15 protein-coding genes are annotated in these 16476 nt (G+C 62.5%); 9 read left to right on the top strand and 6 right to left on the bottom strand.

The genetic code is table 11. The annotated features are described in order from the left end of the window. Window positions 1–145: 145 nt before the first annotated feature. The 5 genes from AC1DVS_RS06405 (at window position 146) to AC1DVS_RS06385 (ending at window position 4761) form a co-directional block, all read left to right on the top strand. The gene (locus AC1DVS_RS06405; protein ID WP_478021378.1) at window positions 146–1453 is read left to right on the top strand and encodes a hypothetical protein; all 1308 of its coding nucleotides are present in this window, start codon (window positions 146–148) and stop codon (window positions 1451–1453) included. 1 nt (window position 1454) lies between these two features. Then, a complete protein-coding gene (locus AC1DVS_RS06400; RefSeq protein WP_478021376.1) occupies window positions 1455–2729 on the top strand; it encodes a hypothetical protein in 1275 nt (424 codons plus the stop codon). Between the two features lie 4 nt (window positions 2730–2733). Continuing rightward, a complete protein-coding gene (locus tag AC1DVS_RS06395) occupies window positions 2734–3498 on the top strand; it encodes a hypothetical protein (RefSeq protein ID WP_478021374.1) in 765 nt (254 codons plus the stop codon). 92 nt (window positions 3499–3590) lie between these two features. Further along, window positions 3591–3908, top strand: coding sequence for a hypothetical protein (locus tag AC1DVS_RS06390; RefSeq protein ID WP_478021372.1), 318 nt, complete (start codon window positions 3591–3593; stop codon window positions 3906–3908). Continuing rightward, window positions 3892–4761 carry an OmpA family protein gene (locus tag AC1DVS_RS06385; protein ID WP_478021370.1) on the top strand — a complete coding sequence of 290 codons (870 nt, stop codon included), beginning with the start codon at window positions 3892–3894 and terminating at the stop codon, window positions 4759–4761. The genes AC1DVS_RS06390 and AC1DVS_RS06385 overlap by 17 nt, the downstream gene beginning before the upstream one ends. 93 nt (window positions 4762–4854) lie before the next feature. Here AC1DVS_RS06385 and AC1DVS_RS06380 read toward each other — a convergent pair whose 3' ends face one another. The 3 genes from AC1DVS_RS06380 to eat all read right to left on the bottom strand — a co-directional run bounded on the left by AC1DVS_RS06380 (window position 4855) and on the right by eat (window position 7409). After that, a complete protein-coding gene (locus AC1DVS_RS06380) occupies window positions 4855–5421 on the bottom strand; it encodes a cupin domain-containing protein (RefSeq protein ID WP_478021368.1) in 567 nt (188 codons plus the stop codon). 138 nt (window positions 5422–5559) lie between these two features. Beyond that, window positions 5560–6024, bottom strand: coding sequence for a YcxB family protein (locus tag AC1DVS_RS06375; protein WP_478021367.1), 465 nt, complete (start codon window positions 6022–6024; stop codon window positions 5560–5562). A 26-nt stretch (window positions 6025–6050) separates the two neighbouring features. Next, complete coding sequence (eat, locus tag AC1DVS_RS06370; RefSeq protein WP_478021365.1) at window positions 6051–7409, bottom strand: ethanolamine permease; 1359 nt, start codon at window positions 7407–7409, stop codon at window positions 6051–6053. A 203-nt stretch (window positions 7410–7612) separates the two neighbouring features. Between eat and AC1DVS_RS06365 the strand changes: the two genes are divergently transcribed. After that, window positions 7613–8692: a Kelch repeat-containing protein gene (locus AC1DVS_RS06365; RefSeq protein ID WP_478021364.1), complete on the top strand. Its 1080-nt coding sequence runs from the start codon at window positions 7613–7615 to the stop codon at window positions 8690–8692. Window positions 8693–8737: 45 nt separating this feature from the next. On the opposite strand, the gene AC1DVS_RS06360 is transcribed toward AC1DVS_RS06365, so the two are convergent. Beyond that, window positions 8738–9619: a DMT family transporter gene (locus tag AC1DVS_RS06360; RefSeq protein ID WP_478021362.1), complete on the bottom strand. Its 882-nt coding sequence runs from the start codon at window positions 9617–9619 to the stop codon at window positions 8738–8740. Between the two features lie 64 nt (window positions 9620–9683). Beyond that, on the bottom strand, window positions 9684–10529 hold the full coding sequence (locus AC1DVS_RS06355; protein WP_478021360.1) for a rhamnogalacturonan acetylesterase: 846 nt from the start codon (window positions 10527–10529) through the stop codon (window positions 9684–9686). A 225-nt stretch (window positions 10530–10754) separates the two neighbouring features. On the opposite strand from AC1DVS_RS06355, the gene AC1DVS_RS06350 reads away from it, so the two are divergent. Together AC1DVS_RS06350 and AC1DVS_RS06345 are read left to right on the top strand one after the other, a co-directional pair. After that, window positions 10755–14201 carry a TonB-dependent receptor domain-containing protein gene (locus AC1DVS_RS06350; protein ID WP_478021358.1) on the top strand — a complete coding sequence of 1149 codons (3447 nt, stop codon included), beginning with the start codon at window positions 10755–10757 and terminating at the stop codon, window positions 14199–14201. A gap of 20 nt (window positions 14202–14221) precedes the next feature. Continuing rightward, the gene (locus tag AC1DVS_RS06345; RefSeq protein WP_478021356.1) at window positions 14222–15310 is read left to right on the top strand and encodes a pectinesterase family protein; all 1089 of its coding nucleotides are present in this window, start codon (window positions 14222–14224) and stop codon (window positions 15308–15310) included. Between the two features lie 10 nt (window positions 15311–15320). Here the strand turns inward: AC1DVS_RS06345 and AC1DVS_RS06340 are convergent, their stop codons facing one another. After that, on the bottom strand, window positions 15321–15995 hold the full coding sequence (locus tag AC1DVS_RS06340; protein ID WP_478021354.1) for a bifunctional transcriptional activator/DNA repair enzyme AdaA: 675 nt from the start codon (window positions 15993–15995) through the stop codon (window positions 15321–15323). A gap of 49 nt (window positions 15996–16044) precedes the next feature. Between AC1DVS_RS06340 and AC1DVS_RS06335 the strand changes: the two genes are divergently transcribed. Beyond that, entirely contained in the window at window positions 16045–16443 is a 399-nt protein-coding gene (locus tag AC1DVS_RS06335; RefSeq protein WP_478021352.1) for an SRPBCC family protein, read from the top strand. Window positions 16444–16476 lie beyond the last annotated feature (33 nt).

The raw sequence follows: 16476 nt of genomic DNA, 5'->3' as shown, positions 1-16476 counted from the left end.
GATAATAAAGTACACTTACTTGTGAAGGCTTTTCCTTAACGAATCGGTAAATAAACCCTTCCATCCGACAATATAAATTCGTTATGCTAAGAATCGGGGAACGTGTTTTGCCGGGTTGCTGGCAAGCCGAGGGGGGATAGGCCGAATGAACGCGGTTTACGAATATGAGAAGTTGGATGTTTCTACGACATCTCAGGCTTTTGCAGACCTGATTTCTTCAGTCGATCAGGAAGCCAAGGCCCGGACCATAGGGTTGACCAGCGCGAAACAGGCTTTTGATGCGCGCCAGCCGTCGCGCCTGACCCAGGCGATGTCGGCCTGGTATATGGCCCGCGTCGCCGGTCCGCGCGTAGCGGCCATCTCAGAGGTGAACAACGAGTTCCGCGGAGAGGCTGAAGCGGATAGTCGTGCGAAGAGTATCTATCTCGAGGTCGAGCGCGACAAGGCTCGCGCGACCGGCGCGCGCGCTGCGGTCGTCGAAACAGAGCGTTTTCTGCATAAGCACCGGGAATTGATCGAGCATCACGATCAATGCAGACAGGCATTCAGCACCCAGCAAGCGAGCCTTGATCGCGAGCCGATTCGTACAAGGGTCTGGCTCTACGCCTTGATCCTGCTCGGGTTGGTCCTGCTGGAAGCCTTCATCAATTTCGAAAGCTTCATGCGCGTCCCCTACATCACAAGTCCCTTCCTCGCGACGGGCGCCACGATCGCGGTTGGGCTGGGTGTCGCAGTCGCGGCACATTTTCATGGCATCGTGTTGCGCCAATGGCATTTTCTCGGCTCGCCGCAGGAAGCCGCCGAGCAAGGCCATAAGGCCAGGCTGAACGATGCGATCAGGCGAATCGTGATCGGCTTCATCCTGTTGGCGCTGGCGCTGCTGATGGTTGCCGGCTCGCGCTACTACTACATTCGCGACAGCATTCTGCTGGCGCAGATTCTCGGCACTTCGGCGCCATCGATGACAGGTGGCATCATCTTCATGCTGTTCGGCAACGTGGTGGCCTATGTCGTCGCCTTGTCGGTCGCCTATGTCTCGCACGATCCCAATCCGCTCTACGCGGAGAAGGATCGGGAATTGCGCCGTACGACCAAGAAACTCGAGCTCGTGAAGAAGCAGCGGCTACAGGCGCAGGAGACGCTTCGCCAGGGCACCGAGAATGAATTGGCCGCGCGGGGCAAGCAGGATTCGGCGGCACGGGGCTTGCGCCATGGCGAACTGCGGCACCAGGCGGATATCATCGACAAGAAGGATCAGGAGGTGCTCGGCGCCCTGCTGTCCTACCGCAACCGCCTCGTCCAGGCGCTTCAGGATCGGTCGGAATCGAAGGTCTTCCGCTATTCGGACGGAGCCTATGACGATCTGCTCCCGCTCAGTCCTGACGTCGTGCTGACACCGGAAGAATATGGCGCCCGGCCACTGACACTCGGCTTTATGATCGGGGAGGGCTGATATGCGCCGTCCCATCCTACTGGCTATGCTCCTGGCGATTGCAACCTTGGCCGGATGCGGTCCGGACGATCCTTCCCCGTCTGTGGTCCAGACCAGTAAATTCGACAAATTTTGCACGATCGAGGGCCTCGGCTCGCCGATCCGCGAAACGGTGCTGCTCATCGACGCTCAGGCGATCGTGGCGAGTACGGGGGAGACATTTCGCCAGAATAATCCGGTATTGTTCGCGCTCGTCATGGGCCTCGGCAATCCCGATCGGGCGGTTGAAACTGGGGCAATCGCACCGCGGGAACGGATCACGTTGTTGGTCGGCGATGCTGTTTCCGGTTCGACCACTCCGTTGTTTACCGGATGCGTGCCAGGCATCTCGCAGCAGGAACTGGCAGCGCGGAAGGCGGCGGGCAACGACGGCGCGCTGACGAAATATTTCGGTTCCGACATGTCTTCCGAGATTCAGAAGTCGCGCGAGGAGTTCCAGAAAAGAATCCTTGTCGCGCTGGTCCAGGCCAAGCCCGGCGCGAAATCCAGCATGACGGACAGTTTCGAGACCTCATCGTTCGCCCGGCTGTTGCGTAGCGCGGGCACGGGATCCACCACCGACAATCTGATCCGGCGGATCTTCATCTTCGCCGATCCGGCGAAAAGCATCTCGAAGCAATTCGCCTCCTATTCCGAAGCCCGCGAGGCCGGGTTCACCTCGGCGGCGGCCGTCCAGGCCAATCTTGGACTCACCGAGGCCTATATCGTCCCTTCGGGCGGAGCAGTGAGCAGTCTGAACGAGGCTTTTCTCTCCGCCTTTCTGCTGAGTTCCGGCGCCGACCTCCGCCGCGTGACCCCGTTCTCGCCGGACGGGCTCGGTCCAGTCCCGACGAAAATCGTGCGCTATTCCGGAGAACTGCCGCTGGCGCCGAATGTGATGAGCCCGATGGATATCCGGTTGGCAACCACTGCGTCCGGCGATCTCGTTAGTTCCTGGATCTCCTATTCCGCCTCTAAAGGTGTTCGAGCGACGCCGATTACGGGTCAATTCAGCTGTTCGGACGAAGACCATTGCACGTTGCGCGGGGACCCTAATGGCGGCCTCGGCCAACGTTGGCGCACTGATCCCGGCCCCGCACCTCAGCCACTGCCGGAGGGCCCCTTTGGCGGAATGCGGATAATCGAAGCGACCGAAACCGCGGGTAGGCTGAGCGGCCGGATCTTCGATCCGATCATCTTTGTCGGCAGCGCCGGTGATCTGAAGTTCGAGGCGAAACGCGTAGAGGGGGGCAAGTAACGTGGTGAACAAATCGCTTCGCGGGATATGGCGCGGCACCGCATATCTCGCTGCATTCTCTCTGGCGGCGCCCGCTTTGTCCGTCGCGTCGGGACAGCACGTCAGAACGGCTGCCAAACCGGTTGCTCAGCCGGCAGTGGTAGAGGAATGGGCTCGCGGGAGCGGATCCAGCCTCGAGGGCAAGACGAATGTAGAGCGTGCGATTGGGAAATGCATCGGCTCGGTGCTGGGCGGAGCCCTGCTCGGCGGCTTAGTCGGGGCAGTCGCGGGGAATGCCAAGAAGGGGGCACTGATCGGCACGGCGGTCGGCGCCGGCGTTTGCGCCGTCATGGTCAAGATCGCGAGCAAGAGAGACAAAGCTGCCTTGCGGGCTGCGCAACTCAACGCTGTCAACGAGGGCAAGATCCAGCGGACGTCGTGGGAGAGCAGCGAAGGCGCTCAGCTGTATGCCGTTTTGACGCCTTCGGCACCGGTACCGCTCGTGGTCAGCAGCAGCGGGTCCTTTCGATGCCGGACCGACAATCGCTGCCTCGTCGGCGATGAATGGGTTCCGTACCAGACCCTGATCAAGCCTGAATCCGCCACCTTGCAGAAAGTTTCCGATCAACCCCATGTCATAAAATGCCGCCGCCTCGACACCAGGCTCAGTGTCGATGGCGCTACGTCCAATACCGACAGCGAGGCGGTTTGCCTGGTCGGCGACACCTGGGTAACTGGCGACAAGCTCAAGAAGCTCAATATCCGCGATGACGACGTAGTCACCATCTGATGCGCCCATGTCGGTACCAGCGTCATCGTACTGGCCCGAGACGATCTTGCTGCTTCATTCCCCTGGCGCTGGCTGGATGCTCGACCTTTAACATGTCGCCGCACTGCGAGGAAACGGCGCGAGGGTTGCAGCGGCTGATCGCTATCCCGCACGTTGATGGACCGGTGGACTATGCCCGTTTGAACCGGGCCGTCGCGGTCGGCAATTTTGCGGAGAAGGGCAATGGATACAATGTGCGAATGTGTTCGGCACAGGTGACGGTCGGCAGCCGGACTGGGACTTTCACCTATCGGGTGCGCCAGTCGGAGGGACTGCAGAACTGGTACGACATCGAGTTTCTGCAGCCTGACGATCCGAATCTTGCGGCAATCTCAGCGGAGGCGAGAGCCGAATATGAAGCGGGTGCTTAAGTCGATCAGAATTCCGGCCATGATTGCGCTGTTCGGCGTCTCGACCTCCGCCGTTCCGCAGACCATTCAATATCTTTCAACCGACGAAGCCATCGCGCTTGAGCATCAAACGCGATATTCCCGTCTCAGGAGATTTGTCGAAAGCTATAATATCAACCCCCCGCCGGAATTTCACGACTATGTCGTGACAGCCGCCAATATGCCGGCGACTTTTCGACATGATGTCCCCGTTCTCAGGGTCGTTTTTCCGGAGAACACCTTCTTCAATACTGCCAGCGACCAGATTCTTCCCTCCGCCTACCCCATCATCCGGGCAATGGCGAAAATGCTTGATGGCGATGTGCCCGACGTGAATGTCTTCGTTGCAGGCCATACGGACAGCCGCGGCGGTGAGGATTATAATCATAACCTGTCGATCAGGCGCGCCAAAGCGGTGACTACGGCGCTCGCAAGTTTTCGGACTCAGTCCTACCCGATCTGGAGCATCGGCTTCGGCGAAAGCCTCCCGCTCTACCCCAACACGACCGACGCGAACATGTCGTACAATCGCCGAGTGGAATTCCTGCTCGGCGCTCGTCCTGAAGCGGTCGCCAACTGGCTCGAGCACCAATATGATCTGGTGTGCCAAACCGGCGATCCAGCGGCGAAACTGCGCTGCCTTCTCGATGTCCGGGCGGTGAGGCGCGCTGCTGTCGCCGAGGAAGAACCGCCTCGCGCGCACATCGCAATCGTCAGGCCAGATAAGCAACGAGTGGCGCCTGATGCAACGTCGACAAAGCTCGACATCGCGCCGCGCAAGATGACGATCCAGCTCGATGAGCGGCGACTATACGTACAGACAATGGAACATTGAGCCGCCCGAACGCGCATTTTCCCGATAAGTATGCGGCTATGTGACTTTCCATCGGTGTTCGCTCATGATCGCCAACTTTACCCTCCCCTGCCGTTATGCTCGACGTCCCGAAATCCCACCCCGCGTCGCATCGATCAGCACAAACGCCACGCGCGCCATCGCCTCGCTGCGGTTCTCCCAGCTATGGCTGGTGCCGCGCTGGATCAGGATATCGCCCGCCTTCATCAGCGTCTCGTCCCGGTCCATCACCGCGACGATCTCGCCCGCCAGCACGATCGCGTAATCGACCGTATCGGTCGTATGCATCCCGGCGCTCCGCTCGCTGCCGGCATGGTGCTTCGCATCCGGATAAAGCGCCGCGAATACCTGAGCCGCCAGCGCCGCCTGCTCGTCGCGCGTACCCCTTTGCGGGGGAAAATCGATCACCCGCAGCACACTCCCGCCCGCTGGCGGTAACACCCCGCGATGCTCGGTGATGTCGTCCCCGGCTTCGACCGGCGCGGGTGCAGACGCGGTCCGCCAGATATTGGTGCTGCGGAACGGCGTGCCCGGAAAGGCGAATTCCGCCGGGCTCGGCCCATCCTCGGCAAGAAAGGACGCGCCGGCGTCGTCGATCGCGGTCAACACCCGGCGCACCGGCGGCAGGGACGGTAGGGTCATGCGTTTTCTCCAACGGGCTGTTTCCTGATGCCGGGAATGATCCGCCGCGTCCTCGCTAGAAACCGCACATACTGGACCACGAACAACAGATCTTCGACGAAGGCGCGCAGGCCCGCAACGCCGCCGCATCGTCGACGGTTATGCGGATTGATGTTGGGCCAGGGTCGCGATCAGATCAGCCATGTTGTCCGGGCTCGTCACGCGATCCGCGACCACCAGCGCGGATCCCCGGCTGACCATGATGAAAAGGCGCGATCCGACCTTTCTGAACGACCAGATCGTTGTCCATTTATAGGTGGTTCTAACCTCTGCCGTTTCAGCGACGAGACCGTCGGGATCGCAAAATAGATAAATGCCCTTGGCGCGCTTGAGGGAACCCAAAGCCGGAGCGACGAAGATAAGCACGAGCATCGGCAAACCAATGGCGATGAGGAAGGGCTCGCCCAACGCGATACCAGCGCCAATCATCCCCAAAGGAAACAGGAACCATATGCCAACCCTGATGCGCGTTCCGGTCGAGCCGGTGAGGAAGGAAATGACCAAGGATGCCGCGATCACATCACCGCGGTTCAGGTCATATGGTCCAATCTTCTGAAAGCCCATACGTCGAACTCCATTTTGGTGACAGTTTAGTTGACCCTCGGCGATCGATCGTTCCCGACAAACACCGCAACCGAGACCAGAACCGCCATCAGCGCGACAAACAGCAGGAATATCTGGACATTATAATAGACCATCGCCGCCAGCGCGACGACCGCCATCACCAGCGCAAAGCCGGGCGCGAAAGGATAAAGCGGCGCTCGGAACGGCCGGTCGAGCCCGGGCTCCGTATGCCGCAGGCGAAACAGGCTGGCCATGCTCATCCCGTACATCACCAGGGCACCGAACACCGACATGGTCACGATGCTGGCCGTCAACGACTGGCCCGCAATCGCGATCAGGCTGTCGCTGTAGATCACCGCCACGCCGATCAACCCGCCCGCAATCGTGGCTACATCCGGCGTGCGGAAGCGCGGATGCAGCCGCGCGAACGGCATGGGCAGGAATCCGGCCCGCGACAGCGCATAGATCTGCCGCGCATAGCCCATGATGATGCCGTGAAATGAGGCGATCAATCCGAACAGCCCGAGCCACACCAGCATGTGCAGCCAGCCGCTCGACGTGCCGACCACACCCCGCATCGCCTGCGGCAGCGGATCGTTGACGTTCGAAAGCGCCTTCCAGTCGCCCGCGCCGCCGGCCAGGATCATCACCCCGAACGCCAGCGCCGTCAGCGTCAGGATCCCGGCGATATAGGCGATCGGAATCGTCCGACGCGGCTCGCGCGCTTCCTCAGCCGCCATCGCAACGCCCTCGATCGCCAAGAAGAACCAGATCGCGAACGGGATCGCCGCGAACATCCCGCCGATCGAACCGAGCGTGAAATGCGACTGGCCGGACCAGCCGCCCGCCGCGAAATTCGCCCAGCTGAAGGCGGGCGCGACCACCCCCATGAACACCAGCAACTCGCCGACCGCGAGCAGGGTCACGAACAGTTCGAACGTCGCGGCGATCCGCACGCCGATGATGTTGAGCAGCACGAACACCACATAAGCGCCGAGCGCGGCATGCTTCGGCTCGAGCCCGGGGAACTGGACATGCAGATACGCCCCGATCGCCAGCGCAATCGCCGGCGGCGCAAACACGAATTCGATCAGCGTCGCGAACCCGGCAATCGCTCCGCCGACCCTACCGAATGCGCGATAGCTGTACGCGAACGGTCCGCCGGCCTGCGGGATCGCGGTAGTCAGCTCAGTGAAGCTGAAGATGAAGGCCACATAGAGCAACGCGATGAGCACGGTGGTGATCAGGAAACCCAGCGTCCCCGCCTGTCCCCAGCCATAGCTCCAGCCGAAATATTCGCCCGAGATCACCAGCCCCACGGCGATGCCCCACAGATGGAACACGTTCAGAGTCCTGGCGAGCGTGACGTCCTGATGGTCCTGCACGATACCCCCTGTCGAAACCGCGAAGACCTCCCCACCGGCTCTTGTGCGCTGGGCGCCGGCCCAGATGCCATAGTGCGGGCAGAATGGCGCGAGGGGAAGCGCCGTCCTTGCGGGATGGCAGGATAGATGGCCTTAATCGCGTGCGCCGGGCCGCCAGTCCGCTATACCTGGATCGCGGGCGCTTGCCGAAATCGGAGTGACTGATGTTCGAACCGTTGCGGCTGGCCCTGTTCGCGCTGGCACTCCCCATGCTGCTCGGCTCGGCCGTCCCGCTATCGGCGGCTGCGCAGATCGAACCGGTGCGGCCAGGCCAGGAATCCTTCATCACCCAGGCTGTTTTCGCCGACGGGCGGCTATGGGTTCTCGCCGACAGCGGTAAGCTCAGCAGCATTGCCCCCGACGAGAACAGATGGGCGCCAGCAACCCTTCCAGAATCCGTTCATGCGCTGTGCGTTCTGGACGGCCGGATCGTTGCGGCAACAGGGGCGCGCAAAGATTCGACAAGTTGGACGCTGCGCAGTCGGTCAAAGAGCCAATGGACCGCTTTCGCTAGCGTGCCGACCGACGGCGATTATCTCCTTGCCCTGTCCTGCGCCCAAGGCCGGATCTCGCTGCTCACACAGCGACGCCTGATCACGGTGACGGGCGACCGTCAGGCGAGCGTGACCTTGACGGAACCGATGCACGGCGGCGTAATGCGGGCTACGTATGCCACGGAGGAAAGCCTCTATCTCGGCATCGATGCCGGCGAATGGGGCGGCGGTCTGAGGCGGATTGATCGCCTCACAGGCCAGGTGAGGGCGCTCGCGCGAAGCACGGAGGGCGATCTTTGCAGTGGGCCGCTCAGCACGAGCTGCGATCCAGTCAACGCCATCGTGCCCGAACCGTGGAAGCCGGACTGCCTGCTGGTCACCGTTGGATTGGTCCATATGTTCTCGCACGGCCGGCTCGTCGAGGTTTGCGGATCGCAGATCCAGCGGCTCTATTTCAAACCTTATGACAGCGGCTTCTCCGATGGGAATGACGAGAAGCGCGATGAACCCTTCTCGACCGTGGCATTCTATGGCGCGACGGTTCGGGAGGGGGCTGCCTGGATTGCCGGCCTGGATGGCCTGTATCGCGTGACTGGTCCGGGCAAGGTCACGATGCAGGCCTACCCGCCGTTCCGTACCATTGGCGGCGTGCGCGTCAGCTTCAGCCATCCGGACTTCATCCTGGTAAGAACCGACGTCAACGCGCGGGTCTCGCTCGGCGGGGGCGCGCCGATGATCGTCCCGCGGTGAGGGCCCGACACGCGCCTCCTGTCCCGTCCCGAGTTCGATACGCGTTTATGCCTGCTCCCGAGCTTCAACCAAAGGCGCCGTACTTCGGCGCAGCGCGATAACGAGCACACCGAGCAGCGCCAGCACTGCCCCCAGGATCATCCGCCCGTCCAGCCGGTCGCCGGTGATCATCACGCCGAGCGCGATCGTCGAGAGCGGGGTCATCAGCGTCAGTGGCGCCAGGAGATTGGCCTCGTACCGCGCGATCAGCCAATAATAAGCACTGTGTGCGCAGACCGAAACGAACAACGCTGAGAACAGCAAAGCGGCCAGGAAGGGCCAGCCCGCCGCGACCGACGCCTGCCATTGATGGCCCTCGAAGGCAGCGGATGCCGCGCCGAGCGATACGACGCCGGTCAGCCCGACCCAGGCCTGGAAGCGCAGCGGCGCGACCGCGTCCATCTGCTTCATCATGATCGCGCCCAGCGAACCGGCGAACGCTGCCCCCAACACGAACAGCAATCCGGCGGATATCACGAACCCCGGCCGCCACACGACGAGCAGCACCCCCGCCAGCGTCAGCGCGATCCCCGCGCCGCGCCGCCAGCGAATGCGCTCGCCGAGGATCGCGACCGACAATAACGTCGTGATCGGCACCCCCGCCTGGATCACCACCGCAGCCATCGAGGGAGAAGCCGTCTGCAACCCGAGGAACAGCAAGGCGAAATTGCCCGCGCCCATCAGCGCACCCACCAGCACGATCCGCCAGATGGGTCGCGGCACCGGCAGCAACCAGGGGATCGTCACTGCAAAGACGATCGCGAACCGCGCGGCCGCGAAGAACAGCGGCGGGATATGCCACTGGCCCACCACGATCTTGCTCAGCACATTGCTCGAGCCCCAGGTCAGGCAGATCGCAACGAGCAGGGCAAAATCGCGCAGGCGCATGGCTATACTCTGTGCGGGAGAGGCTCGCGCTTGGCTAGTGCGGCGTGAGCGCGCTCAGGCGCCGTTACGGAATCAGGATCGGGCGCATCTGCGGTATCGTCTTCGCCAGTTCGGCAGCGACCACTTCAGCGAACAGATCGGCGCCGTCGCGATTGAGATGGGTATAGTCGAACCCGTCGCCGCGCACCCCGACGCGCGGCAAGCCATCGGGCGTCGGTGGCACCACAGGCGCGGGCGGCGTGGGGGTGCCGACCGGCTTTTCGCCACTATTCCCGCCAAGCGCCGAGGCAAGCATGTTCGAGTCCGGAAGCCCGAGCGAATAATGCCCGGCCATCACCGGCCCCATCGCCTGGATGATCGCCGCGGACCGCGCATTGAGATCGATCAACGGCACGTTCATGTCCTTCGCCACCTTGCGCACCGCATCGGCCCAGGGGTCGAGGTCATGCGTGATCTCGCCATTCTTGAAGAAGCGCCGGGTGAGCGGCGTCACCAGGATCGGCTTGGCGCCGGCTGCCCGAACATCTTCGACATAATGTCTGAGATTGGCGGGGAATTCAGTGGCCAGATCGGTCGAACGGCCCGGCTTGCCCGGCTGGTCGTTATGCCCGAACTGGATCATCACCCAGATATTGGCGTAGCCCGGCGTCTTCATCTCGGCGATGGCGAGGTCCCATGATCCCTCGGCACGATAGCTCTTCGAACTGCGCCCGCCGCGCCCAAGGTCGATACAGGCGGCAAACGACGTGACCCGGGTCGCGCAGAAACTGCCGCCCCAGCCGCTATTCACCTGAGTCGTCGAATCGCCGACCAGAATGATCTTTGAGGGATTGATTCTGGCCACCGGCGGATCGGCGGCTGGCGTGGCAACCGCCATCTGGAACAGCATCGCAGCCAAAAATGCGCTCATAATCCCGCCCTCTCCATATTTTTTTGACACCGGTTTCTCTATCTTTATCGTGCCGCGCTGAAAAGATAGCGCAGTTTTGCGCCATTTCCCTCGTACACAGTGCCATGGAAGCGGCTCCATCCCACCTTTTGAGCCTGCTAAGTCTTCTATTGACACCGCTGGACAATTGACGAAGGTCGCATGGACAGAATCCGCGTTCGACGGATTGTTGGAGGGGAAAGAACAATGACACAGGGAAAATTCCTGCGCACAGGCGCCTCGCTGCTTGCGATCGCCTTGTCGGCGCCGATCATGGCACATGCTCAGGCCGCGCCTGACGCACCACAAGCCGCCGCCGACGAGACCGCACCCGCGGCCTCGGTTGAAAAGGACATCGTCGTCATCGGGTTCCGCGCCTCGCTGCGCAACTCGATCAACGCCAAGCGCGTGTCGGACGTCCAGATCGACGCGATCACCGCTGAGGATATCGCTGATTTCCCCGATTCGAACCTCGCTGAGTCGCTCCAGCGCCTGCCCGGCGTGTCGATCGACCGCGACAATGGCGAGGGCCGGACGATCACCGTCCGTGGCCTGAACGGCGATTTCAACCGCACGCGACTGAACGGGCTCGAGGCGCTGTCGACCGCCGGATCCAACGATTCAGGCACCGCGCCCAACCGCAGCCGCGCATTCGACTATAATACCTTCGCGTCGGAGCTGTTCAGTTCGCTGAAAGTGCAGAAGACGCCAATGGCCGAAACCGACGAGGGTTCGCTCGGCGCAACCATCGATCTCACCACCGGCCGCCCGTTCGATTACGCGAAGGGAGCCTTCGCACTGTCGGTCGAGGACCAATATTATCAACAGTCGAAGAAGCACAACCCGCGCATCGCCGGGCTGGTTAGCCGTCGTTTCTTCGACGGCAAGTTCGGCCTCCTCTTTTCGGGCGCCTATTCGAAGAGCGACAACGAAATCGATTCCTATCTGCGCGCGCCCGGCCAGTCGGATTATCTCTATCGCCAGTCCGATTTTCTCGGGAACGAAAATCCCCAGCGCGCCGGTTTTTCGGCACCTGTCGGCACGACATTCGGGTCAGCCATCACCAATCCTCAGGCGGTCGGGTTCCAGACCGGATCGGATCCGGTAGCTTATGCCAAGCTTTATCCCGGCGCGCCCTACAACACGCCCGGCCGTTTCGACGATTCGATCGTGCGCATCCCAGCGCTCGCGACGATCCAGCAGCAGAACGTCAAGACCCAGCGGCTCGGCCTGACCGGCTCGATGCAGTGGCAGCCCGACGACAGGACGACGATCACCATCGACGGCGCCTATTCGCGCTTCAAGAATGACAGCGTCTTCTATCAGGTGTCGACCGTCGGCCTGAACCGCAACAATACCAACGCGACCTATAACACCGCGATCGGGCGTCAGGCCCCGGGCACCGCACGTGGCCTGTATCCGGGTATCTGCACGCCGGCCGCCGTAACCAGTCTCGCGCCAACTCAGGATTGCGGCGCATCCCTGTATGGCACCACACCGGCTTTCGCGACGGCGCTCAACTCGGCGGGGGTGCTGGTTCCGTCAATTCTGGGCAACGCGGCGGTCACGCCGGGGGGCACCAGCCCGTCGAACGCCAATATCTTCAGCACCAATCCGAACAATCTCGATCCCTATGATTATTACAACAACCCGAATTCGGTTGGCTACATTCCCACCAGCAACGGCCTGGCCTATCGCGGCGAATTGATCGGGCGTCCGGCGGTCGACGTGCTCGACGCCAATGTCAGCAACGGGGTCGCCGACTATCTGAAGTTGCGCAATGTCGATTTCCGTTCGGGTGCCGACGCCGCGACCTACACCACGGTGTTCTGGCAAGGCTCGTTCGACGTCAAACATGAATTCTCCGACAATTTCAAAATGGACGCGGTCTACGGCCAGTCGCGCTCGACCAACTACACCACTGGCCTGCTGGTCGAATATAACCGCATGGATTCCCCGGGAACCTTTACGTACGACGAACGCGGCGGCGGCAGCATGCCGGTCATCGATCTCGGCTTCGACGCCGCCGATCCGGCCAACTGGCAGATGGTGAAGGGCTTCTCGGCTATCCGCCATTACGAGCGCATGGTGCGGAACACGTTCAGGACCGCGAAGGCCGATTTCGACTGGAAGCTTTCGGACGAGTTCAACCTCGGCTTCGGCGGCTCCTATCGCCAGTTCGACTTCGACACCGATCTGCTCGAACGCAATACCGATACGCTCAACCCGACCTTGCTCGAGGCGCATAGCTCGGCGGCGGCAACGGGCCAACTGATCCAGTTCGGCCAGGGCCTGAACACCCCGGCGGGCACGGCGTCATCCTTTTGGGCGCCGAACATCAACGCGTTCCGCAACCTGTATCAGTTCGATTGCAACTGCATCAACAAATGGGGTGACTGGACTCTCACCAACAAGCGTTCGGGCGCGCCCAACCGCTATTCGGTTCAGGAGCAGGATCGCGCGCTTTACCTCCAGCTCGACTTCAAGATCCCGCTGTTCGGCCAGACGCTGCGTGGCAATATCGGCGCGCGTGAAGCGTTCACTAGGGTCAATGCGGAGGGCAACACCCAGAATGGCCGCCCGATCGTCGGCACCAATGATTATCGGGACTTCCTGCCGTCGATCAACCTCAACTACGAGCCGATCCACAACGTCATCGTGCGTTTCGGAGCGTCGAAGGTGATTGCGCGTCCGCTGCTCAGCAACCTCTCGCCGATCACCAGCGGCCTCAGCGTGCCGACCAACGGCGACACCTCGGGCGCGCGCCTGACCGTGGGCAATCCCAAGCTGTCGCCGTTCCGGGCGACCAATGAGGATCTCAGCATCGAATGGTATTTCGCGAAGGGCGGCCTGTTCTCCGTCGCGGCGTACAACAAGCAGATCAAGAGCTTCCCGCAGACGATTATCTTCACCACGCCACTGTCGGCGATCCTGTCGGCGGACGCGATCGCGTCGATCCGAGCGGGCACTACCAACGCCAACTCACTTGCCTATATCGATGCGGACAATCCGTTCGATGTGCGCCAGTTCCGCGATGCGCCGGGCGGGTATCTGCGTGGCATCGAAGTCAGCTATCAGCAGGATTTCACCTTCCTGCCCGGCTTCCTCAAGAATTTCGGTGCGATCCTGAATTACAGCTACATCAAGTCGCAGCTGAACTATATCCTCGATCCCGGCGCAGCGGCTACCGCGACCGCCGCGGCGGTCCCGCAGACAACCGCCAAGGCGCCGTTCCTCGGCGTGTCGCCGCAATCGTTCAACGCGACGCTTTATTATCAGTCGAGCAAGTTCCGCACGCGCGTCTCGGCCGCCTATCGCAAGGGCTACAGCACCACCTTCCCGATCGCCTCGGGGCCGTGTTCGCCCGGTATCATCACCCCGGTCCCCGCCTCGCCCGGGACGGTCGCCGCCAACAACGTGCCCGGCGGCCCCTGCACCGCGCCGCTGGTCAACGACTTCATCTTCAGCAAGGCGACGCTGAATGTGGATGCATCGGCCAGCTACTCCTTCAACAAGGCCTTCAGCGTCAGTCTGGAAGCGCAGAACCTGACCAACCAGGCCAACGAGCGCGAAGCCTATCAGGACAACCCGGTCGTGTCGCAATATGGCGCGACGGGCCGCATCTTCCGCGTCGGCGCTCGCGTGAAGTTCTGATGCGGACTAGCCTGTCCTGAATGACCTCATCCCGAAGCGGCCCTGACCGGCGGACGTTATTGGCGAGCGGCGCTGCTGCGCTGCTCGCCTGGCCGGTCAGGGCGTCTTCTCGCTATGACGCGGTCGTCGCGAAGCCTGACCAGGCCGGCCCGGCGGGCACCCATTTCAAAAGCCTAGGCGAGGCGCTGGCAGCCGCGCCTCCGACAGGTCCGTTCCGCATCTGGCTGGGTGCTGGCACCTGGACTGAGAAGCTCGCGGTTCGGACTGCGAACGTCTCGATAACCGGCGAAGATCGCCAGCACACACGGCTGCGCTACGATGCTGCGGCCGGATTGAAGAACCCCGCCGGCACGCCCTGGGGCACATCCGGCAGCGCCACGCTGACCGTGTCAGCACCGGGATTCCACGCCGAAAACCTGACGATCGAAAACGGCTTCGATCCGGCAGAGGAGGCACGGCGTACCGGGCTGGTGCTGGGCGACTGGCCGGGCGGCCAGCAAGCGGTCGCGCTGATGCTCGCGGCAGGCAGCAACGGCGCAATCCTGCGCAACGCCGATATATTGGGCCGGCAGGACAGCCTGTTCACCGATTCCGGCACCGCATTGTTCAAGCGCTGTTTGGTCACCGGCACGGTGGATTTCATCTTCGGCGCCGGACGGACGCTCCTGCGCAATTGCGAGATCCGCTCGCGCACCCGGCCCCCCGGCCAGCCACCCGGCGGCTGCATCGCCGCGCCAAGCACCAAGGTCGATCAGGAGGCCGGCCTGATCTTCCACCGCTGCCACCTCACCGCCGAGCGCGGCGTTCCGGACGGCACCGTGTTCCTCGGACGACCATGGCGGCCAACGCGCGACTTTCCGGACGGACGCTACGGCGATCCGCAGGCACTGGGCATGGCAGCCTATTGGGAGTGCTTCATGGGCCCGCACATCGCGCCGACCGGCTGGACCGAAATGTCCTACAACGCCAGGAGCGGCGAGCGCTTGGCTCTCCGGCCGGAAACAGCGAGATTCTACGAAGCCGGGAACACCGGCCCCGGCGCCCAAGGCATCAGACGCTCGCGCACACTCGACCCCGCGGCCCGCGCCAGACTGCTGGATCCGCTCTGATCGGACGCGGCTAGACCGGATCGCCCGATGCGGGGGCCCTGCGCCGCAACGAGCTAGGCGGCCGCCGGTACACCAGCTGAAACGCCGCATTGAAGGATCGCAGGCTGCGAAAGCCCGCGAGGTGGGCAATCTCCGTCATCTGCAGTTCAGTCTGGTCGATCAGCTGTTTCGCGCGCTGGATACGCGAGGTGCGCGCCGCGGCGGTAGGTGTCGTACCAAGGTGCTTGCGAAAGAGCCGCGCGAGTTGCCGCGCTCCGACGCCGAGCCGTTCCGCAAGATCGTCCACCCCTTTCTCGTCCAGCGCACCTTCCGAAATCAGCCGCAGCGCCCGGGTAACCGTCGCCCGTGAGCCACTCCAGGCCGGCGTGTGCGGCGCAGTTTCGGGACGGCACCGAAGGCAAGGCCTGAAGCCGGCATCCTCGGCAGCCGCCGCACTTGGGAAGTAGCGTACATTCCGGCTAAGCGGCTGGCGTACCGGGCACACTGGCCGGCAATAGATCCGCGTCGACGTGACGCCGATGAAGATCACCCCATCGAAAGCGGGGTCCCGCGCATAGCGAACACGCTCGCATTCCTCGAAATTCAGCATGGGGCCGGCAACACCGCTCATGCGTTGATTGTTATCTGAAATCGCGAGCGGTGTCGTCGGTCGACCGATGACCAGGTCCGTTTCCTGCGAGCGCACGCCAACCGCGAAGATTAATCAGGCGGCAGCGAACAGAAGGAGATTTTCGATGCCTGCGATCCACCATCAGATTCTCATCAACCAGCCGCCCGAATTCGTCTGGGATGCCGTGCGCGACGTGGGCGCACTCCATTCCCGGCTCGTCCCGGGCTTCGTCACCGCAACCGAAATGCTCGACGGCGTGCCCACTCCGACACGCCGCGTCACCTTCGCCAACGGAGCCGTGGCAGACGAGGTCATTGTCGACAATGACGACGAACGGCGCCGGCTTGCCTGGAGCATCAAGAGCGTCGAGCATCACAACGGCGTTATGACGGTGCACGATGCCGAAGGCGGCACGCTGGTCACATGGACGGCCGACGTCCTCCCGGCGGACCTGGTCGAACGCTTCTCCCCAATGATGGCCAAAGGCCTTTCGACGATGAAGGCGCATCTGGAGGGCAGCTGATTCAGCTATGAGTCGATTGCCGACAGGCAGGCA

It is taken from the genome of Sphingomonas sp. P3_C5 (genome assembly GCF_056402635.1).
This window is presented reverse-complemented; position numbering and strand designations above follow the sequence as displayed.